This window comes from Pirellulales bacterium (assembly GCA_036490175.1).
Lineage (GTDB): Bacteria > Planctomycetota > Planctomycetia > Pirellulales > JACPPG01 > JACPPG01.
In genome coordinates this window covers 1-25,616 of record DASXEJ010000069.1, presented here as the reverse complement: position 1 = coordinate 25,616, position 25,616 = coordinate 1, and the positions used below count along the sequence as shown (strand labels likewise).

At 60.4% G+C, this 25,616-nt stretch carries 18 protein-coding genes; 9 read left to right on the top strand and 9 right to left on the bottom strand.

The genetic code is table 11. The features are described from left to right. Positions 1-70 precede the first annotated feature (70 nt). From VGG64_04725 to VGG64_04715, 3 genes are all read right to left on the bottom strand, one after another. Positions 71-376 carry a hypothetical protein gene (locus VGG64_04725; protein HEY1598882.1) on the bottom strand — a complete coding sequence of 102 codons (306 nt, stop codon included), beginning with the start codon at positions 374-376 and terminating at the stop codon, positions 71-73. Between the two features lie 24 nt (positions 377-400). Next, positions 401-1,369 (bottom strand): PEP-CTERM sorting domain-containing protein, encoded by a 969-nt coding sequence (locus tag VGG64_04720; GenBank protein ID HEY1598881.1) that lies wholly within the window; start codon positions 1,367-1,369, stop codon positions 401-403. Between the two features lie 600 nt (positions 1,370-1,969). Beyond that, positions 1,970-2,341 carry a hypothetical protein gene (locus VGG64_04715; GenBank protein HEY1598880.1) on the bottom strand — a complete coding sequence of 124 codons (372 nt, stop codon included), beginning with the start codon at positions 2,339-2,341 and terminating at the stop codon, positions 1,970-1,972. Between the two features lie 458 nt (positions 2,342-2,799). On the opposite strand from VGG64_04715, the gene VGG64_04710 reads away from it, so the two are divergent. Then, positions 2,800-3,288, top strand: coding sequence for a hypothetical protein (locus tag VGG64_04710; GenBank protein HEY1598879.1), 489 nt, complete (start codon positions 2,800-2,802; stop codon positions 3,286-3,288). An 89-nt stretch (positions 3,289-3,377) separates the two neighbouring features. On the opposite strand, the gene VGG64_04705 is transcribed toward VGG64_04710, so the two are convergent. Then, entirely contained in the window at positions 3,378-4,319 is a 942-nt protein-coding gene (locus tag VGG64_04705; GenBank protein HEY1598878.1) for a glycosyltransferase family 2 protein, read from the bottom strand. A gap of 440 nt (positions 4,320-4,759) precedes the next feature. Between VGG64_04705 and VGG64_04700 the strand changes: the two genes are divergently transcribed. The 3 genes from VGG64_04700 (at position 4,760) to VGG64_04690 (ending at position 11,053) form a co-directional block, all read left to right on the top strand. After that, complete coding sequence (locus VGG64_04700) at positions 4,760-6,907, top strand: hypothetical protein (GenBank protein ID HEY1598877.1); 2,148 nt, start codon at positions 4,760-4,762, stop codon at positions 6,905-6,907. Between the two features lie 139 nt (positions 6,908-7,046). Then, a complete protein-coding gene (locus VGG64_04695) occupies positions 7,047-9,197 on the top strand; it encodes a hypothetical protein (protein ID HEY1598876.1) in 2,151 nt (716 codons plus the stop codon). Then, complete coding sequence (locus VGG64_04690) at positions 9,194-11,053, top strand: glycosyltransferase family 39 protein (protein HEY1598875.1); 1,860 nt, start codon at positions 9,194-9,196, stop codon at positions 11,051-11,053. Before VGG64_04695 ends, VGG64_04690 begins: the two co-directional genes overlap by 4 nt. Positions 11,054-11,075: 22 nt before the next feature. Here VGG64_04690 and VGG64_04685 read toward each other — a convergent pair whose 3' ends face one another. Further along, positions 11,076-11,264, bottom strand: a complete 189-nt coding sequence (locus VGG64_04685) for a hypothetical protein (GenBank protein ID HEY1598874.1) — start codon at positions 11,262-11,264, stop codon at positions 11,076-11,078. On the opposite strand from VGG64_04685, the gene VGG64_04680 reads away from it, so the two are divergent. Further along, complete coding sequence (locus tag VGG64_04680; protein HEY1598873.1) at positions 11,263-13,029, top strand: glycosyltransferase family 39 protein; 1,767 nt, start codon at positions 11,263-11,265, stop codon at positions 13,027-13,029. The two genes, VGG64_04685 and VGG64_04680, sit on opposite strands and share 2 nt — an antisense overlap. A gap of 6 nt (positions 13,030-13,035) precedes the next feature. Here the strand turns inward: VGG64_04680 and acnA are convergent, their stop codons facing one another. Then, positions 13,036-15,759 (bottom strand): aconitate hydratase AcnA, encoded by a 2,724-nt coding sequence (acnA, locus tag VGG64_04675; GenBank protein ID HEY1598872.1) that lies wholly within the window; start codon positions 15,757-15,759, stop codon positions 13,036-13,038. Between the two features lie 339 nt (positions 15,760-16,098). On the opposite strand from acnA, the gene VGG64_04670 reads away from it, so the two are divergent. Next, positions 16,099-17,631 (top strand): AAA family ATPase, encoded by a 1,533-nt coding sequence (locus tag VGG64_04670; GenBank protein HEY1598871.1) that lies wholly within the window; start codon positions 16,099-16,101, stop codon positions 17,629-17,631. Positions 17,632-17,709: 78 nt separating this feature from the next. Then, complete coding sequence (locus VGG64_04665) at positions 17,710-18,945, top strand: FAD-dependent oxidoreductase (protein ID HEY1598870.1); 1,236 nt, start codon at positions 17,710-17,712, stop codon at positions 18,943-18,945. Between the two features lie 46 nt (positions 18,946-18,991). Here the strand turns inward: VGG64_04665 and VGG64_04660 are convergent, their stop codons facing one another. Beyond that, entirely contained in the window at positions 18,992-19,891 is a 900-nt protein-coding gene (locus VGG64_04660) for a hypothetical protein (GenBank protein ID HEY1598869.1), read from the bottom strand. Between the two features lie 280 nt (positions 19,892-20,171). Here VGG64_04660 and lpdA point away from each other — a divergent pair, with 280 nt between their 5' ends. Next, positions 20,172-21,602, top strand: coding sequence for a dihydrolipoyl dehydrogenase (lpdA, locus tag VGG64_04655; protein HEY1598868.1), 1,431 nt, complete (start codon positions 20,172-20,174; stop codon positions 21,600-21,602). 4 nt (positions 21,603-21,606) lie between these two features. After that, positions 21,607-22,500: a phytanoyl-CoA dioxygenase family protein gene (locus VGG64_04650; GenBank protein HEY1598867.1), complete on the top strand. Its 894-nt coding sequence runs from the start codon at positions 21,607-21,609 to the stop codon at positions 22,498-22,500. An 11-nt stretch (positions 22,501-22,511) separates the two neighbouring features. Here VGG64_04650 and VGG64_04645 read toward each other — a convergent pair whose 3' ends face one another. Together VGG64_04645 and VGG64_04640 are read right to left on the bottom strand one after the other, a co-directional pair. Beyond that, positions 22,512-24,620 carry a tetratricopeptide repeat protein gene (locus VGG64_04645; protein HEY1598866.1) on the bottom strand — a complete coding sequence of 703 codons (2,109 nt, stop codon included), beginning with the start codon at positions 24,618-24,620 and terminating at the stop codon, positions 22,512-22,514. A gap of 170 nt (positions 24,621-24,790) precedes the next feature. Beyond that, positions 24,791-25,324 carry an isoprenylcysteine carboxylmethyltransferase family protein gene (locus VGG64_04640; GenBank protein HEY1598865.1) on the bottom strand — a complete coding sequence of 178 codons (534 nt, stop codon included), beginning with the start codon at positions 25,322-25,324 and terminating at the stop codon, positions 24,791-24,793. Positions 25,325-25,616 lie beyond the last annotated feature (292 nt).

The window sequence follows — 25,616 nt, the reverse complement described above, 5'->3', positions numbered from 1 at the left end:
CACTCATGCTGCCGGTTTATAGAACGCAAAAGGTGATAACAAAAAGTGCTGAATCCATTGAAACCAATGACTAACCCCCTGGCTCTTTTTGTGAATCGATAGCTGCTCGCTTTTTCGCGTTTTTCTCCTTGAGAAGTTGGCCCGTAATAGTGATTAATTCCTGTCTAACCGCTTCTGCCCCTCGTACTTGTAATCTGAGGTCTTGGGCGTCTTGTTTCAATTCGGCCTCACGAACAGCGAACGCTGCTCGCTGTTGAACGAGTTCCATGTGTTCGCGGATTGCAAACGTAAAAGACGCGGTAGCAAGGACCAGCCAAAGCAATTCACGCAGGCCAAACTGGAACCATCGCGTGCGGGTAGAAGTTGTTGTGCTCATGCTGCCCAAGGGTTTTTCGTTTGCCTAGCGGACCCGTCGACGGCAGGCCAACAAAACTAGACCGCCAAGGGCGGCGAGAATGATCGTCGAAGGCTCGGGGACGTTGGGAATCACGAGTACGCCCTGCGGATAAAAGAAGGAAACTCCAACCCCATGAGTTGCGTCGGAAAGTATCGCTCGGTTGCCGGTAGTGGGATCAATCGACATCACGGCATTTAACACGCTGTCGGAAAGAATGATTGTTCCATTGGACTCAGTGGCAATGCCAGCAGGACCGCTATTGCTTGGCAAGGGACCGGTTCCAACGGAACCACCTGATACTAACGAATAGATTTGAGTTAAAGGATCAATGGTGTAGACGCCGGCAACGGATTCTGCGTTCGGGCTCAGCCCGCTTGCAATTAGAATCTCTCCGGATGGACTAACGGTGATGCCGGTTGGGCCTGAAGGGACGTTGTGTCCTAAGCCGGGAAAATTCACACGGTTTCCCGTCGAAGGATCGACTTGAAAAGCCAAGTTGGACATGTCCGATACGAACAGGCTATTCCCCAGAGCTGTGATCCCAACAGGAAAAAAGAATTGGTGGCCCGTACCGACTGCCCCTCCAGAAAACAATGTGCGATTACCCGTTGTGGGGTCGATGGATAGCAGATCGGCCGCATTTCCATTTGCAACGAAAATCGTGCCGCCGACTTCGATGATTCCAAACGGCTCGCCAAGACTCTGCCCGGTTCCGATTCCATTCGATGAAATTATGGACCGATTGCCGGTCAAAGGGTCGACGCGAAAGATACTCGCGGCCCCTCCTGGTCCTCCATTGCGATCCGCAACGAGTAGATCGCCATCAGGCTCGATTGCCACGCCCTCCGGACTAGCAAAATTTGGTCCTGCCCCCGTAGTGTTATCAGATAGAACCGTGCGATCGCCAGTCGTGGGATCAACAATCACCAAACCCACGTCGTTATTTGCCGATGGGCCAATCCCCGCAGCCATGACAATATCGCCTGGAACGAGAGCTTGGGCACGGACGGTGCGTGTCGTCGCAAGCGAAGTGATGGCAAGCAGGCTGAATAGAGAAAGCCGTAAGATGCCGGCGATGCGGCGATTCTTCCCCTGTGTGGTCATGGGCTGGCCTCATGTGTGATTGGTGCGAGACCCGTCAGCACGATTCGTGGACATAGATTACCCCTTCTGGTGTTGCTCGAAGAACCGTGGGCGACCCAGACGCCTAACGTCACAACGTTAGATCCGCCCGAAGCGTCTGCATATAAGACTGGCTTGCAGCGAAGAGTCGCTGCCCGTAGAGCCCAGCATATGGCCCCGAAAACAGGGGGGCAAGGAAAATGCGGTGGCCGCCTTATTGCTGCCGACGACCCTTGGACGATGCCCCGTTGGCCGGTTGTTCGTAATGACCTGCGCGCAATCACAGCCACAGCGCTGGGCAATCTCGACGGCTTCGTAATAGCCGCCAGCGAGCGACCTATGTGCACAGTGAATGGCAAGGGGTGCTACGACAGAGGAACAAATTGAACCAACACGGGCCACGGCGAAGACCGAACGTCCTTCCGGCAAAACGAGAAACGAAGCGACCGGTTACCTTTCTGCGTCCGGCGGTCGCTGGTGCACGTCGGCCGTGATCCATTTTGGCAAGGGCACGACTGGCAGTCGCGCGACCAGAAGCAGTATCCCGGCCACGATGACCAGGACGGGCACTTCGGTGTCGACCACCAGTCGATCTGTCTGCCTAAGGACCGAAAGAAGGCTGGCAATGATAAAGAATGGGCCGAGCACGACTGTAACTTTGTCGAATCCGCCGATGACGAACGTCAAGACTCCGACGATCGCCAGGCCCAATGTCCACACCCAATCGATGCCCGGCGCCACGCCGACAGTGGTCAACAGCCAGCCGGCGCCGAGGGTAATGAGCAGGATCGGAACGATCAGGCCGAGCTTGTTGGGATGCATGGTGGCCCCGGATGGCGAACATGAAGGATGGAGATTCTTGTCAGGCTGGCTCCCGGCGGCAGCAACCAGGTGTCTTGGCTGCCGCGAGCGCCGTGGCCCCGGCCAAATATCCACGTCGCGACGGCAAAGTTCAATAGTTTTCCACACGTTTCCCGCAATGACTGCGCGGGAAAGGCGTTATCCAGGGGGCATTTCCTGCCGCCGCTACAATGACCTGCTAGGACGACTGCAAAGTCCCATTTTTGTATATGGGTGGCTGGGGTCGAGCGAAGTGAGTCCCCCGTTCTTCGCCGCAAGCTGGGGGGCGGCGAATGCGCCGACCCCAGGCACCGCCCGACTTTGTAGTCGTTATGAATGACTTGCTACCGTGCTTGCATTGGCCACCGCGCCAGGCGTAAAATCAATCGAGTGCGTCGGGTGTGGTGCTGCGTGTTTCTTGACGCGCGGGAGGAAGTATGTTGTCGCAGTGGTGGTGGCTCGTCGCGGTAGTCGGAGTGGCGGTGATTGTGACCACCGCCGTCTTATGGCGCAAGGTTCGCGCGCGATGGCAGCGCGCAGAATATCAGCGCTATCGCTCTGCGTTTCACTTGCAACGTGAACGTCTGGAAGCAAAGTTCTTTGAGTTGGCCAGCGCCAGCGGTAAGCCGCGCGGGCTGCGCTGGACCGACTGCCAGTTCGACGACGACGTCACCTATGCGCGGCATCGGCAAACCAGCGAGTTGTGCGCCTTCGTGGCCACGACCATCGCCTTCGAAGCAATCGAAGGGGGCGGAATGGAAGAAGTCGAGGCCGTCGGCAACTTGCGGGCGGCCACGGCCGTGTTTCGCCTCGATCGCGGTCGCTGGCAAACCGACGGTCGCGCGATCTTCAACCTCAATCCGGCCGAGGCCATTGTTTATTACCAGGACAACCTGGTGCTCGTAGGCCAAGAGCCCGCGCGGACGTGATTCATCGTTTGAATCACGATGTTCGCCGCATGATTCGCCGGCTCTGCTGCCGCCTTCGGCCCGCGCACTTCTCAGGGCGCATCGCGCCGTCACTTCGAGCGAAAGAGTTTGCCCACGACGTAGTGCGGTCGGCCTTTGACTTCTTCGTAAATTCGGCCGACATATTCGCCGACCACTCCCAACAGCAGCAGCTGCACGCCCGCCAGAAAGACAATGACGACGATCAGCGAGGCGAACCCTGGCGGCGTATTCTTCTCGAACACCAACCGCGCCAGGATGGCGTACACGGCGTAGGCAATCGAGGCCAGGATGGCGACCAGGCCCAACACCAGCGCCGCACGCAACGGCACGATCGAAAAGGCGAAGATGCCGTCCGAGGCCAGCTTCAGCAATTTCAGCGGTGTGTATTTCGATTCTCCGGCTTCGCGGCCGGGTCGATCGATGATGATTCCGGTCTGGCGAAATCCGACCCAGGAGCGCAGTCCTCGCAAGTAGCGCTGCCGCTCGCGCGCCTGACGCATGGCATCGACTACAGGGCGTGACAATAGCGCGAAGTCTCCGCTGTCGAGTGGTAGTCGCGTATCGGACAAGGACGCGACCACGCGATAGAACAGGTAGTACGACAATCGCAAATACCAACTCTCTTTTCGCTGGCCGCGCTGCGCGTAGACGACGTCGAACCCTTCGGCACGTTTTGCCAGGAACTGCGGGATCACCTCGGGCGGGTCTTGCAGATCGCCGTCCATGACGACGACAGCGTCCCCGGTTACATGGTCGAGCGCGGCGGTGATGGCCACCTGATGTCCAAAATTGCGCGACAGGCAGATGGCCACGATGCGGGGATCCTCGCGCGCGGCCTCCTCCAGCATCTCGACCGTCCCGTCCGTGCTGCCGTCATCAACCAAGACGATCTCGTGCGGGCCGCCGGGGATGTCGGCCAAGACTTTCTTCACGCGCGCTAATAGCTTGGGCAGCACCTCGCGCTCGTTAAAAATCGGTATCGCCAACGACAGGCGCGGTGTGGCATTCATCGCCCGGGTCTCTCTGGGGGTGACTCGTCCTGGGTCTGCTAGGTCATCCGTGGCCGGCCGCCTGCGTCTGGGGGCCATCGCAGGCGCCCGCTCGGGGGGCGTGACAGCGGATGCTAACGGTAGCAGTTGGGGAACTCAAGCCGGGGGGTGACGCCCGCACAGGCACCGAGTCGAATTCGCGGGGTCGGGCAAGCCCTTTCGGCCGCCTAAAACGCCGCATTACTCGACTGAAACAGACGAACCGACGTCGCGTGGCCTCGCTTGGCCTGCACGAAAAGTGGGCCGTCCGCCATTTTCGAGACTCGGCGGGGAATAGCGACCGGCGGCGTATCATCGCAGCACACTATTGACGCACAGCGGTATCGCAGAACAGGCTAAGAGCTTCGCTTTGCCTGTCCGCCGCACGCCCGCACATGCCTAAAAAAAAGACGACACCATCCGTGCCACGCACCGCAGGCTGGCTGCGCGGGCCGTTGCCGGTCGTCGCGCTCTTGGTCTTACACGTTGCCTTGGGGCTAAGCGCGGCGAGCCGGAAGTCCATCACCTTCGACGAAACCGCCCACCTTGGCGGAGGATTCAGCTACTGGGTGAAAAACGATTACCGATTGCACCCCGAAAATGGCAATTGGTCGCAGCGCTGGGCCACGATCCCCATATGGTGGCGAGAAACATTTACATTCGAAGGTCCGTTTTGGCGCAACGGCAGCGTCTGGCCCATTGCAAAAGTCTTGCTGTTCGGTCCGGGTCGTGATGCCGATGCGATCGTGGGACGCGGACGGGCCATGATTGCGGTCGCCAGCGCCGTGCTGGGGTTGTTGGTCTATTTCTGGTCGCGCCGGTTGTTTGGCGCTTATGGGGGATTGATAAGCCTGACGTTGTACGTGTTCTCGCCGACGATGCTGGCCAATGGTTTTCTAGCGACGTCGGATTTATTCGCCGCGCTCTTCTTTACCGCCGCGATGGCGGCGCTATGGGCTCTCTTGCAGCGTGTCACGGCACTGACGTTGCTGGCCGCCTGCGTGACGACGGCAGGGCTATTGTTGTCGAAATTCTCCGGCGTCTTGATTGCGCCAATGGGCTTGCTTCTGCTGGCCATACGGTTGCTGAACACGGAACCCCTGCAAATCAAGCTGGGGCGAACGTGGGAAGTTACGGGCCGGCTAAAGCAGGGGGGCCTGTTTGTTGCGATCATGCTGGCCGAGATCCTGGCCGTGACGGCGATTATCTGGGCCTCGTACGGTTGCCGGTTTTCCGCCTTCGCGGCCGGCGAACAACAGGTGGCCCGCTTTGAGCCGCCTTGGGAACGATTGCAGGAAAAGTCGTCGCCGACGGTAAATTCCATCGTGCAATTTGCCCTCGATCATCATGTGCTGCCCGAGGCGTATCTGTACGGGTTTGCACACACGCTGGCCCACGCCCAGCTTCGCGGCGGGTTTCTCAATGGCGAGTTCGGACTCAAGGGGTGGAGCAGCTTTTTCCCTTTTTGCCTGGCGTGGAAAACGCCGCTGACGCTGTTTTTGCAATTGTTGCTCGCGGGGTGGGCCTGCTGGATGTTCCGCAATGAGCCGACGGGTGATGCTTTAGCCTCCGCGCGTCGTCCTGGTGGACGATTCTATGCGCTGGCTCCGTTGATTGTGCTGTTCGTCGTGTATTGGGGGGTGGCGCTGCGCAGCAATTTGAATATCGGGCATCGACATCTATTGCCCACATACCCTCCGCTGTTCATTCTGGCCGGCGCGGCGGCGATTTGGTTTCGTTCTCCACGAGCTCGCCCAGGCATCGCGCGGAAGAAGGACCAGCAAGTCGTCGAGGCGACCAGTGCGGCCACGCTGAGTCGACGCACTCGTGCCACGATGCAATGGGCCGTGATTGGCACGCTGGCATTGGCCGCGATCGAGGCACTGTGGTGCTGGCCCCATTACCTGGCGTACTTCAATATCCTGGCGGGCGGCCCGCGCAATGGCTATCGCTTGCTGGTCGATAGCTCGCTCGACTGGGGGCAGGATCTGAAAGAGCTGAGGCGCTGGCTGGATCGTCATCCCGACGACGCGCGTGATCCGACGCGCGTGTACCTGTCGTATTTCGGCAACTCCAATTCGGTCTATTACGGGATCGCCGCCCAGGAATTGCCGTGCTATTTCCCGCGCTGGATGCCCCACATTCCGCAGCCCCTGACCGGGGGCCTGTACTGCATCAGTGCGACCATGCTGCAGGCAGTCTATCTGGCTCCGTATAACGGACGCTGGAATCAAGAATACGAGGCACGGTATCAGGAGTTGCGACAAGTCGTATTGCCCTACCAGCGGGGCTCGACCGATCCCGACGTCCGCGCCAGCATGCAGAAAAGTGCGGCGCAGCCAGAGATGCAGAAGACGTTTCGGATGTACGAATTGCTGCGCTTCGGCCGTCTCTGCAGTTGCTTGCGACAACGGGACCCCGATGCGCAGCCTGGCTACGGGATGCTCATATACCGGCTTACGGACGCGGATGTTGCGCAAGCTCTCGAGGGGGACCCTTGCGAATTATTGGCGGCGCCTGAAACCGAAACGGATTCATCCCCCGCGGGAGATCGTGGCCGTAGTTCGTGAAAAACAGATCCACTGTGGAACATGTCGGCGACGGTAGTGGGTCGCCGATTCGATTGCGTGACGCGCACATTGCGGGCGTGGACCTCGATTGCCCACAAGCAAGCGAACGCATCGATTGCATTGCAACCTGGAATGGCAGATGAGCGTAACAACAACATGGGCCGCCTGGCTACGCGGGCCCTGGCCAATCATCCTATTGCTGGCATGCCACGCGGGGTTGGGTCTGAGCGCGGTGAGCCAGAAATCGATGACGTTCGACGAAGGGGTCCACCTGACCGGCGGCCTCAGCTACTGGGCCTTCAACGACTATCGGCTGCATCCCGAAAACGGCAACTGGTCGCAGCGCTGGGCCGCCTTACCGCTGTGGATACGTGGCTACCAGTTTCCGCCACTCGAGGGCCGGTCGTGGGACGAATCGGATTTGTGGGAAGTAAGCGACCGCTTCCTGTTTGAATCCGGGAACGACGTCGACGGCATGCTGTGGCTCGCCCTTGCGATGATGGCGGTTGCCAGCGCCTCGTTGGGATTGCTGGTTTATTTTTGGTCGCGGCGACTCTTCGGAGCATATGGCGGTGTCATCAGCTTGACGCTCTACGCGTTCTCGCCGACGATGCTCGCCAACGGGTTTGTGGCCACTTCGGATTTGCTCGCCTCGTTTTTTTTCACGGCCGCACTCGGGGCACTGTGGGTCGTGCTGTACCGCGTTTCGCCGCTCACGATCGGTGTCGCGGGAGTCACGCTAGCGGGCGCTTTGCTTGCCAAGTTCTCCGGGGTGCTCGTTTTGCCGATGGCCTGCGTCTTGCTGGGCGTTCGGCTGACCGACCGCCGGCCGCTGCGCGTCGAGCTTGGAACGTCGCGCCAGATTCAAGGACGCTGGCGGCTGTTGGCCGCGTTTGGGCTAGTGGCCTGTTGCGAGGTGGCCTTGGTAGCACTGATCATTTGGGGTTCGTATGGATTTCGCTATTCGGCCTTTGCGCCGGCCACGCGACACGAGGGAACCCGCTTGCAAGTTCCCTGGGACAAAATACGTGAACCCTTGTCGTCCCCGATCGACGCTACGGTGCAGTGCGGGCGAGATTATCATTTGCTGCCGGAAGCCTATCTTTATGGATTCGCTTTCACGATTTCCACCCGCGTCCGGCTGGGATTCCTCCATGGCCAGTCTAGTTTGGCGGGCTGGGCCAGTTTCTTCCCGACTTGTTGGGCGCTGAAAACGCCGCTAACTCTGTTCCTATTGTTGGGACTCGCCGGTTGGGGTGGCTGGGTGTATCGTGTGCGAAGGTCCGCCACCAGAAATCGAGAGGCCGTTGACACTCGCTCACAGCTTTTCGTCTTGGCACCGTTGTGGGTGCTGTTAGGCGTGTATTGGTTGTTCGCGATTTCCAGCGGCATGAATATCGGACATCGGCATATCCTTCCCACCTATCCACCCCTGTTCATCTTGGCCGGTGCCGTATCGACATGGTTTCAAGCGTCCCCCATGCGCTCTAGCAGGCGGCAAGGAGCGAAGTCACAGCGAGAGCAACCGGACGGCGCGAAGGTCATCGCACCCAAAGTGCTGCGCGGAGTGCGGATCACGATTGGCGCCGCCCTGTTGATCACCATGCTGGAAACGGCTTGGTTCTGGCCTGATTATTTGGCATATTTCAACGTGCTCGCGGGCGGCCCCAGCAATGCCTACCGCTGGCTCGTAGACAGCTCGTTGGATTGGGGTCAGGACTTGAAGGCGCTGAAATGCTGGCTGGACGAGCATCCTGACGATTCACGAGACCCAGATCGCGTTTACCTGTCGTACTTTGGCATGGCGCGTCCCGAGCATTACGGGATCGACGCCCAGATGTTGCCAGGGTTCCGGCTCCGCTGGGGTCCCCACGTACCGAAGCTCCTGACGGGCGGGGTGTACTGTATTAGCGCCACGATGCTGCAGTCCGTTTACGCGAAGAATCCCGGACGCTGGAATGCAGCCTACGAAAAAGGCTTCCGGCAATTGCGCAGCGAAATCGAGCCATTAGTGCGCTCAGGCGCCGACCTGGCAGCTTTTGAGCGATTGACGCCGCATCTGACGCCGGAAGAACTTCAAGACGGATTTCAAGATTACGAGGACCTCCGCTTCAGCCGGCTGTGTAGCGTGTTGCGTCGTCGCGAGCCTGATGATCGGGTCGGATACTCGATCTTGATTTACCGGCTTACCGATGCCGATGTAGCGCTCGCGCTCGACGGTCGACCTGGCGAATTGCTCGACAAGCCGGAGACGCAAACTGACATTCCCACGCCCAAGAGTGCCTCTTGATAAAGAAACAGGAAAAAGGCCGTGCAGGCCGCGGAGCGACGTCGTCAATCGTGTGGTTGCCGCGAGTCGTGCGCTGGGCAGGACCCAGCGTGATCGCCGTGGCGGCTATTGTGATGATGTGCTGGAGCTGGGGCACCTGGCCGGACGTCATCCTGGACTTTGGACGCGAGATTTACACACCCTGGCGACTGGCTTCCGGAGACCTCCTGTACCGCGATGTGGCCTATTTCAATGGGCCGCTATCGCCGTATTGGAACTCGCTATGGTTTCGCCTGGTCGGGGTCAGTCTGCGCGTGCTGGCGCTAACGAACTTCGCGCTCGTGGGCGTGTTGCTGGCGCTGTTGTACGCCCTGATTTCGCGCATTGGCAGCCGCGCGTCCGCCTGTCTGGCCTGTCTGACATTTGTGCTGGTCTTCGGATTCTCGCGCTATACGGTCGCGGGAAACTACAACTATATTTGTCCCTACTCGCACGAAATGACGCACGGAATGCTGTTGTCGCTCGCCGCGCTTCTCTTGCTGAGCCAATACGTGCGCCGGAGACGGTTGGCGGACGCCGCGCTGTGCGGATTGTGCGTGGGGCTGGTGTTTCTCACCAAGCCGGAAATTTTTCTCGCGGTGGCGCCGGCGACCGGCTTGGGTATGTTGCTAGCCCTGTGGTCGCTACCGCGCAGCATGCCGCAGGCGCTGCAAGTCGGCGGCGCGTTTCTGGGCTCGGTGCTCGTGCCGCCTGTCTTGTCGATCGCCTTGTTATCGCTTGCGCTTCCGGCAGCAGATGCCGTAGGCGGCACACTGGGAGGCTTTCGTTGGGTGCTCGCCTCCGAGATCACGTCTCTGCCGTTCTATCGTCAAACGATGGGAACGCTCGACGCGTCGTACAACTTGCAAGAGTCGCTGAAAATGCTCCTCTGGTACGGCCTGCTATTAGGGATACCGGCGGCGGTAGGGCTATTGAAATGGCGCACTCGCGGCCCCCGGCTGGTCGCGGCCGCAGTCTGCTTTGGCGCCGTGATGGGGTTCTTGCTGTGGCATTTTTCCGATATGCAGGCAACCGAAGTGTTGCGCCCGGCGCCGGCCTTTCTGGTGCTGACTCTTGCGGCCGTCATCACGATGTGGTTTCGCGAGCCAGACGACTCGGTTCGTGCGCGCTGGGTGCCGGCGATCGCCTGCGTATTGTTCGCGCTATTGCTGCTGGCGAAGATCTTTCTCTGGGTGCGCGTCACTCACTATGGCTTCTGCCTGGCGATGCCCGCCGCGATGCTATTGATCGTTGCGGCTTGGGATTGGTTGCCGCGTGTGATCGAGCACTTCGACGGGAGTGGCGCGATGCTCAGAGCAGCATTTCTGGCCGCGTTGCTCGTCGTTGCAGCATGGTGCCTGATGTTTACGGCGGCCAACTTCGGCACATTGACGGTACCGGTAGGGTCTGGTGGCGACGCCGTTTGGGCCGATGCCCGCGGCAAAATCGTAAATTGGTTGATCCAACAAGTCGACCGCGAGGTTACACCGGAAGGGACGATCGCCGTTGCGCCCGAGGGGTGCCTACTGAACTATCTGACCCGCCGGGCGAATTCGACACCGTACGTGGCGCTTGTGCCGGTCGAAGTATTAATGTTCGGCGAGGAACGGATCGTCGAGTCATTCGAGCGGCAGCCGCCCGAGTTTCTGGTCCTTACAGACGAAGAGATGAACGACTACGGCTTCGTGGGCTTTGGCATCGGCTATGCCGAGAATCTGTTTCAATGGTTCAAGTTAAATTATCGAATTATCGCGGGCCCGGCAGGTGAAATGAAAGGCGCGCACGCCCTATTGATGAAGCGCATAGATTTACTCAAAGATGCGGACGACAAGGAATGAAGTAACGCCTCTCTGCCATCGTCTAACTTCCTCGCGACCAGTCGGTCGAGAGGTTCTTTTTGAGAAAGCGGACCGTGGCCAAGCCAAACCAAGCGCGACGGAATAGGACCTCGGCGCGACGATCAGCGGCCAGCGCCGCGCCGACAGTTCGTTGGGCTCGGTCGGCACATTGGGCCGGCCCGATGCTGGTGGGCCTCTCGTTCGTCGCCATGATGTGCTGGACTTGGGAGGCATGGGCCGACGTGATCATCGACTTTGGCCGCGAGCTGTACATTCCCTGGCGCCTGGTCGAAGGTGAGGTACTGTATCGCGATCTGGCGCACTTCAACGGTCCCCTATCCCCGTACGTGAACGCCCTGTGGTTTCGATCGTTTGGCACCAGCTTGCGCGTCCTCTCGTTGGCAAATCTGACGATTCTGGCTCTGTTGCTCGCGCTGCTGTACTCACTGGTGGCGCGGATGGGCAGCCGCACGTCTGCGTTCCTGGCGTCAATGACGTTCGTGCTGGTCTTTGCGTTTTCCGAGCTGGGCTACAACTTGAACTACGTGTGTCCCTACTCGCATGAAATGACGCATGGGCTGCTGCTGTCGCTAGTGGCGATTCTGTTCGTCCGCAGATTTGCCGACGACGGTCGGCTAGCGAATGCCGGATTATCGGGGCTGTGCGTCGGCGCGGTATTCCTTACCAAGCCAGAGATATTCTTAGCCGTGTTCCCGGCCACTGCGATCGGTCTTGCCATGATCTTGTGGTTGCAGCGACCAGCCTGGCAAAACGTATTCGCGCTCGGGGGCACCTTTGCCGCTGCCGTTCTGGCACCCCCCCTGCTGTCGTTGTGTTTGTTGTCATTGGCGATGCCGCTCTCCGAGGCGCTCGCCGGCACTCTGGGCGGATTCCGGTGGATCTTTTCGTCCGAAATCACAGCTTTACCGTTTTATCGCCGGTTGCGCGGCACCTACGACTTGCAGACAACTGCTTATCGATTCTTCGTTATCGGGATCGGCTACGCGCTGCTCATGGGCTTGCCCGCTGTGCTGGGTCTGTTGTGGCGTAAACGGGAAAAGGCACGTTTGCCGGCGGCGCTGTCCATTTTTGCAATCGCGGTTGCCTTGCTATGGCGCTTTCAGTGGCACTTGCCGTGGGCATATGCATTTCTGCCCCTACCGCTCCTGGCGCTAGCCGCGATAGGGAGCCTGGTTACTCGCTTCGTACGATCACGCACCGTGGCCGAACGCTGCCAGCTTGTCGCTCCCATTTCGTTTGCCACCTTCTCGCTGCTCTTGATGGCAAAGGTGTTTTTGGCGGCACGGGTTGATAACTACGGCTTCGTTCTTGCAGCCCCAGGCATGTTTCTGGCCGTCGCATTTCTGTGGGATTGGCTGCCGCGTGCCATCGATGCTCGCGATGGTACAGGCTTGCCGCTGCGCGCCGGGGTGCTGGCCGCCCTGGTGATGGCCAATGTGGCGATGCTGCAAGCCCAGAAGATCGCCCTCGATTTGCGGACCGTTCGCGTCGGCTCGGGCAGTGACGCGATTTGGTGGAACGCGCGCGGCCAGGAAGTGAATCGTGTGCTGCACCAAATCGAGCGCCAGTTACCGCTCGACGGTACATTCGCGGTCGCGCCGGAGGGGATCATGTTGAACTACTTGACACGGCGAAGAAACCCGACGCACCACATTTCCTACATGCCGCTGGAAATGCTGCTATTCGGCGAAGAGCAAATGATCTCCGGTTTTGCGCAGGGCCCGCCCGATGCTGTGCTGGTGGTCAACCGGGACCTGGCGTTTTACGACCTGAAGCCCTTCGGCGAGGGTTATGCGTTGCAACTAAGGGATTGGCTGGTCGATCACTACCAACCGGTGGATTCCGCGCCGGTCGAGCCCGGCATGTTTCACATTACGTTTCTGAAGTTGCGCAAAGCCGCGGCCGCCGCGACTGCGCCGGGCAATGTGGGGGATGAAAACGTGATCGGCCCGTGAGCCGGCCTAGCCGCCCGCGGCAAGTTTGCGCAACACCGTTTGCAGAATACCACCGTTGCGGTAGTAATCGACCTCCACAGGCGAGTCGATGCGGACGGTGGCGGAAAACTCCGTCACCTTGCCGTCGGGCGCCGTTGCGCAAACGGTGAGTTGACTGCGTGGCTTCACGTTGTCGTCGAGGCCGAGGACTTCAAACACTTCTTCGCCGGTGAGGCCGACGCTTTGCCAGGTCTGACCGTCGGCAAACTGCAACGGCAGAATGCCCATGCCCACTAGGTTGCTGCGGTGAATTCTTTCGTAGCTGACGGCGATCACCACGCGTACGCCCAAGAGTAGCGTTCCCTTGGCGGCCCAGTCGCGGCTGCTCCCTGTGCCATATTCGGCTCCGGCCAAGACGACCAGCGGTACGCCTTCTTCCTTGTACTTCATGGCCGCGTCATAGATCGACATCGCGGCGCCGTCTGGCAGATGGCGCGTCACGCCGCCTTCGGTTCCCGGCGCCAGCAAATTGCGAATGCGGATATTGGCAAACGTGCCGCGGGTCATGACCCGATCGTTGCCACGCCGCGCCCCGTAGCTGTTGAAATCTGCCGGCTGTACGCCCTGCGCAATCAGGTATTGACCGGCCGGCCCCTTGGCGGCGATCGATCCTGCCGGCGAAATGTGATCCGTCGTCACCGAATCGCCTAGAGCCGCCAGCACACGCGCCCCGACGATCGGATGGATCGGATCGGGCTTGGCGTGCAGATCCACCAGGAACGGAGGCTCTTGAATGTAGGTGCTGTCGGGATTCCAGGAGTACAAGTCGCTGCCGGCGACGTCGATTTTGTTCCAGCGCTCGTTCGACTGAAACACGCCGGAGTACCGCGCGCGAAACATCTCGGGACGTACGGCCTGATCTATCGCGTCGTTGACTTCCTGCTGCGTCGGCCAAATATCCTTGAGAAAGACCGGCTGTCCGTCCTTCCCCTTGCCGAGCGGCTCGGTCACCAGGTCGATGTCCGTAGTACCTGCCAGGGCATAGGCGACGACCAAGGGGGGGCTTGCAAGATAATTGGCCTTCACCAGCGGGTTGATACGTCCTTCGAAGTTGCGATTACCGCTCAACACGGCCGCAGCGACCAGATCGCCCTTCGTGACGGCATTGGCCACGGCGTCAGGCAGCGGTCCGCTATTGCCAATGCACGTCGTGCAACCATAGCCGACGGTGTTGAAGCCGAGCGCGTCGAGCGCCTCGGTCATGCCGGCGCGCGCGAGGTAGTCGGTCACCACGCGCGATCCCGGCGCCAGGCTCGTTTTGACGTGCGGTTTGACGTGCAGGCCCTTCGCGACGGCCTTTTTCGCCAACAGACCGGCTCCCAGCATTACTGAAGGGTTACTGGTGTTGGTGCAACTCGTGATCGCAGCGATAACCACGGCACCGTGGCCAATCTCGCTCGACGAGCCATTGTTGGCCACCGTGGCTTTACGCCCCAAGTCGGCTTCACTCAAGGCGAAACCGCGCTCGTTAACCGGCGCCCGCAGCGAGTGCCGGAACGATTCCTGCATCGATCTGAGCGGCACGCGATCTTGCGGGCGTTTGGGGCCTGCCAGGCTCGCCTCGACAGTGCCGAGATCGAGCGACAGTTGCTGGCTGAATTTGGGCGTCGGCGTCTGGTCCGTGCGAAACAAACCCTGCTCTTTGGCGTAGCGCTCGACGAGCTGCACGTTGGCGTCGCTGCGACCGGTTGTGCGCAGGTAACGCAATGTTTCCTCGTCGACAGGGAAGAAGCCCATCGTGGCGCCGTATTCCGGCGCCATGTTGCCGATCGTGGCCCGGTCGGCCAGTTTGATGTTCGACAAACCCGCTCCGAAGAACTCGACGAACTTTCCGACCACGCCCGCCTTGCGCAAGATCTGCGTCACGGTCAGCACCAAATCGGTGGCTGTCGTGCCGGCGGGCAATTGTCCGGTTAGCTCGAAGCCGACAACTTCAGGAAGCAGCATGTACAACGGCTGGCCGAGCATCACGGCCTCAGCCTCGATGCCCCCCACGCCCCAGCCCAATACTCCCAGGCCATTGATCATCGTGGTGTGGCTGTCGGTTCCGACCAAGGTATCGGGCACAGCGACCTCGCCGTGCTCATCTTTACGAAGAAACACGCAGTTGGCGAGGAACTCGAGATTCACCTGGTGGACGATACCCACAGCCGGCGGCACGACGCGAAAGTTATTAAAGGCCTTTTGTCCCCAGCGGAGGAACTCGTAGCGCTCGGCGTTGCGATGGAACTCCAGATCGACGTTCAGATCTAACGAGGAATTCTCGCCGAAGTGGTCGACCTGTACCGAGTGATCGATCACCAGGTCGACGGGGATCAAGGGGTTGATGCGCTTGGGGTCGCCGCCCAAATGCTGCATGGCGCCGCGCATGGCGGCCAGGTCAACGACACATGGCACGCCGGTGAAGTCTTGCAACACGACGCGGGCTGGCTTGAACGGAATCTCGACATCTTTGTGCGAGGTCGTTGCCCAATGGGCGAGCGATTCGACGTCGGCCTCGGTGACCTCGTAACCGTCGCAGGTTCGCAGCGCGGCCTCGAGCAACAAGCGAATCGAAAAGGGAAGTTCTTCCACGCGGCACAAGCCGCGCGCCTCGAGTCGCGACAAGCGGTAAATTCCTGCGCGACCGGAACCCGTTTCAAACGTGTCCCGCGCTCCAAAAGGATCGTGCTTGCGCGACGTGGCGTTCATGGCGATGGGATTCCTGAGACGACGATTTAGCGGATCCACAGCGGGCCTGCGCCCCGGCGCGGATTTTAGCACTCGCCAAGCGGTTTGTCTGGGGGGTGCGTGATGTGCGTGTTCGGTACGACCGGCGGAACCCGAATCGCTCGGAATAACTCGGATTTGACCATCCAGGCGGAAAAACTAGAGTTGCGCACGGCGGCTCGTGCGGCCCCCTGATACACGCTGGTCGCAAGCGACCGTCCGACATCTCTTTCGGCCTGATTTATCCCCCTCGTTCTGTGCGGAACAGGCAGCACGTCTTGGCGCTAAATGAAATCGCTAAACCAAGGAGTCGGTCCGGCCATGTCTCAAGCAGATTTAAACGATGACGTGGTGTCGCTGGACGACCCCCGGGCCCTGGCCGATGCATTGGACGCCGCCCCTGAGAGGGGCGAAACATGCGAGCCGGAGTCGACAGACAGTCCGCTCAGCGATTCCGAGTCGCCCCCGGAGAATGCCATCGTGATTGAACAACGCGCCGACCAGCGCCTCGACCAGTTGCTATCAAGAATCAATCAGCTGCGCATGGGTGTGGCCATTCCGATGGCGACCGAAGAGCCGGTAAAACCGGACGAAAACACTTTCTTCCCCATCGAGCCGACGAACTGGGAGCACGTCCAGGTCCGCGAATCGGAAGTCGAAGCACTGTGCCTCAAATACCTGCTGGCCTGCGGCTCGGCAACGGGCATGGAGGTGGCCGACCAGGTCAAATTGCCGTTCAAGCTGATCGAAGGTTTGTTGCATCAGTTGAAGTCTGACCAGTTGGTCTACTATCGCGGCTCGGCCACGATGGGTGACTATCAGTACCAATTGACCGACATGGGGCGTGAGCGGTCGCGACGATTTGCCGATCACTGCACCTACTTCGGCTCGGTGCCCGTGTCGCTATCCGACTACATCGACAGCGTCGGCGCGCAGTCGCTGACGAATCAGCACCCGACAGCCGACGATCTGCGCCGCGCCTTCAGCGATTTGCTGTTGAACAAGCGGATTCTCGATCGACTCGGTCCGGCGATCAACTCGGGCCGAGGACTGTTCCTATACGGCGCGGCCGGCAACGGCAAGACGAGCATCGCCGAGCGCGCTACCAGCGCCTTCGGAGCCTTTATCTGGATTCCGAGGGCAATCGTCGTCGACGGTGAAATTATTCGCGTCTTCGACCCCATGAACCACAACGAAGCGCCCATCGACCGCGGCGAAGGGTTGTTAAACGATCATAAAGTCGACCGCCGCTGGGTGCGGATCCGCCGGCCCACGATCGTCGTTGGTGGCGAGTTGACAATGTCAGCACTCGAAGTAACGACAAATACGGCCACGGGCATCAGCGAAGCGCCGCTGCAACTGAAGAGCAATTGCGGCATTCTGGTGATCGACGACTTCGGCCGCCAACGGATGAGCACCGACGAGTTGTTGAATCGTTGGATCGTGCCTTTGGAAAAGCGCTACGATTATCTGAATCTTCCCAACGGCAAGAAGGTGCAGGTGCCGTTCGATCAATTGATTATTTTCTCGACCAACTTACAGCCGAAGGACCTGGTCGACGACGCCTTCTTGCGACGTATCCCGTACAAGATCGACGTCGCGGATCCGACCGAGGAAGAGTTTCGACAGCTGTTCGAGATGATGGCGCCACGGCTGGGCTTTCAATACAACGACGCGGCGGTCGGCTATCTGGTCAATACTCATTACAACCCGACGAACCGCCCGTTCCGCTGTTGCCAGCCGCGCGACTTGCTGTTGCAGATTCGCAATCACTGCCTGTACCAGAACCAACCTCCGGAGATGACGCCGGAGAACTTCGATTTCGCGGTGGCCAACTACTTCGCGATTATGTAGACATGGTGCTGCTGGATCTGTGCGGCAGACACATGCCGGAATCCGCGGAGCACCGCTCGGCCCATCGCGAGTGACGTCATGACGGCGAAGCGCATTGTCGTGCTGGGGGGCGGATTCGCCGGCCTGTGGAGCGCGGTCGGGGCCGCTCGGCATCTCGATCAACTGGGCGTGCCGTCCACCGAGGTCGAGATCACGCTCATCAATCGCGACGCGTTTCACGGCATCCGGGTGCGCAACTACGAAGCGGACCTTGCGCAGGTTCGGATTCCCCTGGACGACGTGCTCGCGCCAATCGGCGTCGCGCGCGTCACGGGCACAGTCGCCGACATCAAACTCGCTGCGCGCGAAGTGCTACTGAATACCGCCAGAGGCCCGCAGGCGTTGGGATACGATCGATTGGTGTTCGCGCTGGGGAGCCAGTTGGTGCGGCCGGCGATTCCCGGCGCAGGTCAGCACCTGTTCGACGTCGACACTTTCGATGGCGCAACGCGACTGAATCGACATCTGGCTGAGCTGCCGGCCCAGCCCGACGTTCCGGGGCGGTTTACCGTTCTCGTGGTGGGTGCCGGGCTGACAGGCATCGAAACGGCCGCGGAAATGCCGGGCAAGCTCCGCGCGGCGCTCACGGCCGCCGGTCAGTCGCACCCCTTTCGTATTATTTTGGCCGATCGCGGTCCTTGGATCGGATCCGACATGGGCCACGCAGCGCGCGCTATCATTGCCGAGGCCCTGAGCGACCTGAAAATCGAATCGCGGCCCGACGTCGATATCGTTTCGGTTAGTGCCAATGGCGCGACGCTCAGATCGGGCGAAGAGATTCCAGCGCGAACGGTCGTCTGGTGCGCCGGCATGCGTGCACATCCCCTCACGAGTGTGTTCCCGGTAGAGCACGATCGATTCGGCCGCTTGCCGGTCGACCCTTACCTACGCGTGACGGGTGTGCCCAGTTTATTCGCGGCCGGAGATGTGGCGGCGGCCATGATGGACGATCAACATGTCTCGGTGATGTCGTGCCAGCACGGACGGCCCATGGGCCGTTTTGCCGGACATAACGTCATCAGCGACCTGTTGGACCTGCCGATGTTGCCGCTGGCCATTCGCTGGTACGTGACGGTGCTCGACCTCGGGCCGTGGGGCGCGGTGTACACCGAAGGCTGGGATCGGCATGTGGTGGCAAAAGGGGCTGCCGCGAAACGCACCAAACAGATTATCAACTGCAAGCGGATTTATCCGCCGCGCTCAGGCAACCGCGCCGAGATCCTCGCTGCCGCGGCGCCGGTCGTACAAAACCCTCCGGCGACGTACCGCGAGTAGCCTTGAACTGCACTACGATTTAGGTCGACGCGGGTCGCCGTGACAGCTACTTCTTTTGCGATGCCCCGTTTTTGTTAAACTCGGCGACCGCCTGCTTTCGCAACTGGTCGCCTTCGACGAACAGCGCCTGCACACGCGGATCGGTACCGCCCTCTTGTTCCAAAATCTTGAGCGCAGCTTGCCACTTGCTGACCGCCTCGGCGTACTTGATCGCTACGGTGTGCATCTGAGAACCCGCTTTGGCCTGCACCGCTATGGCCTGCGTCTTGGCTTCGAGCTCGTCTGCCGTCTTCAGAACGTGGGCCACGACGTCTTTATCCTTTGCTGGATCGCCGGAGGCGACAGCGTCCAGGAAGGCCTTTTCATCTGTCCCGATCAAGGCCTGGAATTCTCCGCGGAGACGGACGTTGCGTATCGCGTGTACGGTGGACAAGATCACGAAGGAGTACAGGGCAATTACCCCGACGGCCAGCAGTACGCCGCCGATAGTGCACAGTCTGTCAGAGGGTCGTGCCGCGCCGTAGATGCCTTCCCATAATCCGCGCCGACGAAGCTCGAGCAGATCACCGCGGTTCCGCGCCAGAAACACGAAAACAAGAAGCGGGATGATTATCGAAATAATGGAGGTCGACGCGTCACTACGGGACAGAAATGCGATATAGACCAATATCGCCACGCTGAACAATAACTGCGCGCCGAGCACGGCCAATACGATCGACAGTGCGCGCGGATTACCACGCCGCGCGCCTACCGATAGCAGCCAATAGGCCACGGCGATTACTGGGACCGGCAGCACCGTCAGCACATCGCCTGGCGATTTTGCAAACCCCAAGGCCAGTGCGGAAAAGCCCGCGAGCAACGTCGCCAAGATGGCTAGCCCGGTGACATTGCGGCCGCCGTAGCGAGCCCGTTTAATCAGCGTTTCGTTGGTCGTGGGTGTGCCCATTCTGCCTTCGCAACGATTGAAAGGATCGGGTTGTTTCGGTGAAAGAAGCAACGCCGACGTATCATCCGCGAACCGCGCTGGCGCTGCAACATCGCCACTTCCACGGCAATTGTTCGAGGACGCCCGGCGTTGGCGCCGGATCGCTCGGTTGCAATACCCAGCCTGGTCGCGTCGGCGGCACTCCCCGCCATTGACCGCCCGGCCCCGCAAGATACTCTTGTCTGTGACGCCAGGCGGGCTTTTAGCACCCTCGCAGACAGTAGGAATTGGACGAAAACACATGCAGACGCAACTTGCAGTTCTAGGGTCCGGCCCCGGCGGCTACACCGCGGCGTTTCTGGCGGCCGATTTAGGGATGGACGTGGTGCTGATCGACGCCGATTCTCGCCTGGGAGGCACCTGCCTGCTGCGGGGCTGCATCCCCTCGAAAGCTCTGTTGCACGTCGCCCGCGTGCTGGAAGAAGCCAAGGAAATGGCCGACTGGGGACTTGCCTTCCAGCAGCCCCAGATAACGCTCGAAGCCCTGCGGGCGCGCAAGGAAAAGGTTGTTTCGACACTGACCGGCGGGCTGAAGCAGCTGGCCAAGCAGCGCAAGGTGCGCGTCGTGCAGGCCCGCGCCGCGTTTGAAAGCTCGCAGGCGCTCGTGCTGACCGGCGGCGATCCATCGACCTACGAAGGGGACCGACTGAGCTTCGAGCATTGCATCCTGGCCACGGGGAGCGTTCCAGCCAAGATCCCTGCTTTTGATTTGCCGACCGACCGCGTGATGGATTCCACCGGCGCGCTCGAACTGCGTGATATCCCCGAAAGTCTGCTGGTGGTAGGGGGCGGATACATCGGCTTGGAGCTGGGGACCGTCTACTCCGAGCTCGGGACGGCCGTGACCGTAGTGGAACTAACAAGCGGTTTGTTGCCCGGCGCCGATCGCGACCTGGTTCGTCCCCTGCACAGCCGTTTGAAGACGCGTTTCAAGGAGATCCTGCTCGATACCAAAGTCGTGTCGCTGGCTGACAAAGGGGACTCGATCGAGGTCGTCCTGGAAGGGGCCGACGGCAAGCGCACCGAGCGTTACAGCCGCGTGCTCGTCTCGGTGGGCCGCAAACCATCCAGCGCCGGCATTGGTCTGGAAAATACCAAAGTCGAGGTCGACAAGCGCGGCTTCGTCGTGATCGATCGGCAGCAGCGCACCGGCGACCCGCGAATCTCGGCCATCGGCGACGTGGCGGGCGAGCCGATGCTCGCTCATAAGGCCATGTACGAAGGACGCATCGCGGTCGAAGCAATCCTGGGCGAGCCGGCGGAGTTCGACGCGCTGGCCGTTCCAGCCGTCGTATTCACCGATCCCGAGATCGCCTGGGCCGGACTGACCGAGGATCAAGCTCAACGCGAAGGACGCGAAGTCGAAATCGCCCGTTATCCGTGGGCTGCCATCGGCCGTGCCGTGGCGCTAGGTCGCACCGAAGGAATGACCAAGCTGGTCATCGACCCGCAGAGCGAGCGCATTCTGGGAATCGGCATCACCGGCATTAACGCGGGCGACTTGATCAGCGAAGGGGTGCTGGCCATCGAGATGGGTTGCACGGTCCGCGACCTCACCTCGATCATTCATCCGCATCCTACGCTCAGCGAGACCGTTGGAGCGGCCGGAGAAGTTTTCTTGGGTCTGGCCACCGAGATTTATCGGCCGCGGCGCGAAAAGCAGGAGGCCTAAGCCGATGGCCGACCGCACCGCGGTTACCGATTTGTCCACCTGCCATGCGCCGGTCTCAGACCTGTTTCCCACGGCTAGCAGTCGCGAGGCGCAGGCTCGCTACCGGCTCAGCGATGCGCAAGTGCGCTCTTTCGCGGAAAATGGCTACGTCGCCGGGATTCAAGTTCTCGACGCAGACCAGGTCGACGCGCTGCGCGCCGAATTGCAGGGTTTGTTCGATCCGCACCACCCCGGACACGAGCTGTTCTACGAGTACCACTCGAACGAATCGACCGATCCCGCGCGGGTGTTGTTTCACGCGCTGGGGGCGTGGCGGATCGCGCCAGGATTCCATGACTTGCTCTGGAACCCGGCCTTTACCGTGCCCGCCTCGCAGTTGCTCGCTGGAGCCGTACGTTTCTGGCACGATCAGTTGTTTTGCAAACCGGCTCATCACGGCGGCGTGGTCGCCTGGCACCAGGACTATTCTTACTGGACGCGTACGACGCCGATGGCGCACCTGACTTGCTGGATCGGTCTGGACGACGCCGATAGCGAGAATGGCTGCCTGCAATACATTCCGGCCAGCCACCGTTGGGATCTGCTGCCCGTCACGGGCCTGGCCGGTGGCATGGATACGATTCGCGACGTGCTGACGCCCGAGCAGCTCGCCAAGTTTCAACCTGTCGCTATCGAGCTGAAGAAGGGGCAATGTGCGTTCCATCATCCGCTGATGATTCACGGATCGTACGAGAATCGCACGGATCGTCCCCGGCGGGCCGCGGTGGTGAACGTTTTCCGCGACGGCGTGCGTTCGGCGTCAGACGATGTGTCATTAGCCGGCGTACCACCGATTCCCGCCGGCGAGCCCATGGCCGGGCAATTCTTTCCGCTGCTTTTCGAGCCGGGGCCGACGTAGTTGCACGCGGGTCACCGTTTCTGTTGCGCCTGCGCGGCCAAAACCTGGTTGCGCAAGGCTTCCAGCTTGCCGATCATATTTGTTTGTCCCGTGGATCGCGCCAGCTTTAGCGCCTCGTCGGCCGTAGCGAGTGCACTGCTGAAGTGTTGCGTTGCGGCATAGGCGAGCATGAGCCTGGCGTAGGTATCGACATCCGGTTGCAATCTCGCGGCGATTTCCAAGTGTTCGATCCCCTCGGCCTGACGGCCCGTATCGATCAGGATGATCCCCATACTTTTGTGCGCGCCGACGAAGTCCGGCTGCATTCGCACGGCGATGCCGTACTGCGCAAGAGCGTCGTTCATCCGGCCCGCATTGGCCAACGCGGTGGCCAGATTGTTGTGCGCCTCCAGGTAATCCGGATCGAGTTGCAAGGCCTTTTCGTAGACGGCAATCGCTTCCGCCGTTTTGCCGGCGGCATTGAGCGCTACCCCCAGGTTGTTGTAGGCGATGGCCGAGTTCGGTAGCAATTCCACAACCTTCTCAAAATGCTCAATCGCTTCGGTCTGCTGGCCGCGCGATAGCAAAATGGTGCCCAGCGAATGGAGCGGAACCGTCGAGTCCGGCGCGATCAAGAGTGCCTGCCGGAGGCGGTCGATCGCCTCGTCAGAACGCCCATTCCCGGCCAGCGCTTCGGCCAGCGCCACGAGCGCCACAACATTGTCGGGTTGGACGTCGATCACACCTTGCCAGAGCACAAGCGGATCGAGATAGTCTTTGACCCGGCGCGCGCTGGACGCGCCGCAAACGACGGCCAGCGCCAGGGCAGCCGACATCACGATCCCTGCCGACCACCGACGGCGTGAGCCGGTCTCGGCGTCCGGATTCAGCCGCCGCGCGATCCGCTCCACCAGTTTGTAAGTACCCACGAGCACAAACGTCACGATGGCGATCAAGGGCAGGTACATCCGCCGCTCGGCCGCGATTTCGGTGTAGACCGGCACCACCAAAGTCGGCGCTAGGATGACGAAGAACCAGCCACACAAAAAGCCTGTCGCCGACTTCCGATATAGCAGCGCCAGCGTGGTAACGACCGCCGCCGCGACTGGCAAGGCCCAGGGCCACGCTGCGCCAAGCGTCTCCAAGCGGGGCAACTCGTAATGCATCAACAAGGGGGCCGGCCAGAAGGCCAATTTGATGTACATCGCCAGCACCTCGGTTTGCGTCAGCCACCAAACGTGCGCCGGCAATTCGGACTGAAAGCCGGCCGATGCAGAGCGCGGCCCGCCCACGTTGAGCCCGATGAGCAATAGCCAACTCGAAGCGAGGGCGACGTACAGCGGCCACGATTGCTGCCAGGCGCGGCGCCAAGAGCCGGCAATGAATGTGCGATCGACGAGCGCGACGATCAGCGGGGCCGTGACCATCGATTCCTTGCAGGCCATGCCCGCAAAACAGCTGAGCGTGGCGATCGCCAGCCATGCGTTGCGCGTGTTCCCTGCCGTGGCCGTGAAATAGCGGAGGCTGGCGTATGTCGTCGTCAAATAGCACAAACCAACCATCAGCTCGCTGCGCTGCGTGACGTACTCGACGCTCTGGGTCACCAACGGATGCAAGGCCCACAAGAGCGCGATGCCGAATGCGAGCCAGTTGGCCCGCGGATCAAACACGCCTCGAAAGTAATCGAGACTGAGCATCCGCCGAAGCAGCGCCCAAACGAGCGTCGCGCACAGCGCGTGCACTGCAAAGTTGAAGATGTGGTAGCCGAACGGATTGTATTGGCCGAAATGGTAATTCAGCGCCATGGCCAGATTCACAAGCGGCCTGCCCGACGTCGGCAGATCTTTGGCCGGATTCAATGGCCCCGGGGCGCCCACCAACGGCCATAGCCTGACGATCGAATGGTTGGTCACGACCGACACCAGGTCGTCGTGAACCAAAGGCGCGCGAGCCCCCGGTCCATAGACGAGCCCGATCGCGGCGCTTAACACGGCGAAGACCACCACTGGCATCGCGATGGGTTGCCAGTGCTGCCAGTCAACGGGTGCGTTGGTGACGGGCGGCGTCGGCTCGGCCGGTGTCGATTGTTGGCGGAGCGCAGCGCGCTGGGCCGGGTTCTTACGTTTTTTGGCGGCTGCCATCAGGAATGATACTGCTATGGGAAAAGGCGGCGATTGCGAAGTCCGTCTTCAGAATCCTAGTCTGGAACCCCCGCCGTTTCTAACCCAGAGTGCGAGGATCGGGAAGTCGCGGCGATAATACCATTTCCGCGATCACATCTTCCCGCTACAGGTCTTCGACCCTCACATTTTCAATGGCATTCTGCGCCAGGGCAACCCGCGTTTTTCGGGCCGAGGATCGCGAGCGGTTGCGAGAACGTCGCCCGCATCACAGGGCGAAATGCATGCACCTGACGACAATAGGCTGCGAACTCGACAGGGAAATGGTGGGCGAGCACCACGTCCTCTAAACGTGTACGCCAAAGAACGCAGGGAACGATCAACACTACAAATAAGACCGCTCCGGTCAGGCTGCCTAGGACCATTGCGCTTCCCAAGACCAAACACATCGTGCCAAGTTCCGACGGATGACGCAGGTAAGCGAACGGGCCGCACGTTACCAGCGGTTGATCAGGCAGGATCGTCACTTCGTCGAGGAAGTATCGCCCTAATGTCTTGATTGCCCAGCTGCGGAGAACTGCTCCGGTTAACATCAAGACAGCCCCAGCGGCGTTGAGTAGTCTCACTGGTTCTTGTGTATCTAGCGCGCAATCGACAAGCGAAACGACCAAGGTGAGCAATATCGCTGCCCCCATGAACGGCATAAGCCAACGCGGACCGGCCATGGTTCTGCGAGACAGGTCGCGGCAAGATCCAATAGACGCCTCCAAGAAGCACCACGTACAGGCGAGAGCAACAAATAGCAACGCGCGACGATCTTCCAATAGTCGGCTTGGGCCACGGATCGTCGCAACCGTTCCGATTAAGAAGAGAAAATTCATACAGGTGCCCACGATCGCAAGTGGGAATCGCCCGAGAGAATTTGGAAACATTAATCCTCCGACGTCAACGAGCGCAGAACTCCGGTGAGGTGTGCAGAGGTCATTCCCAACGAATTGGCGACAGCAGTGATTAAGG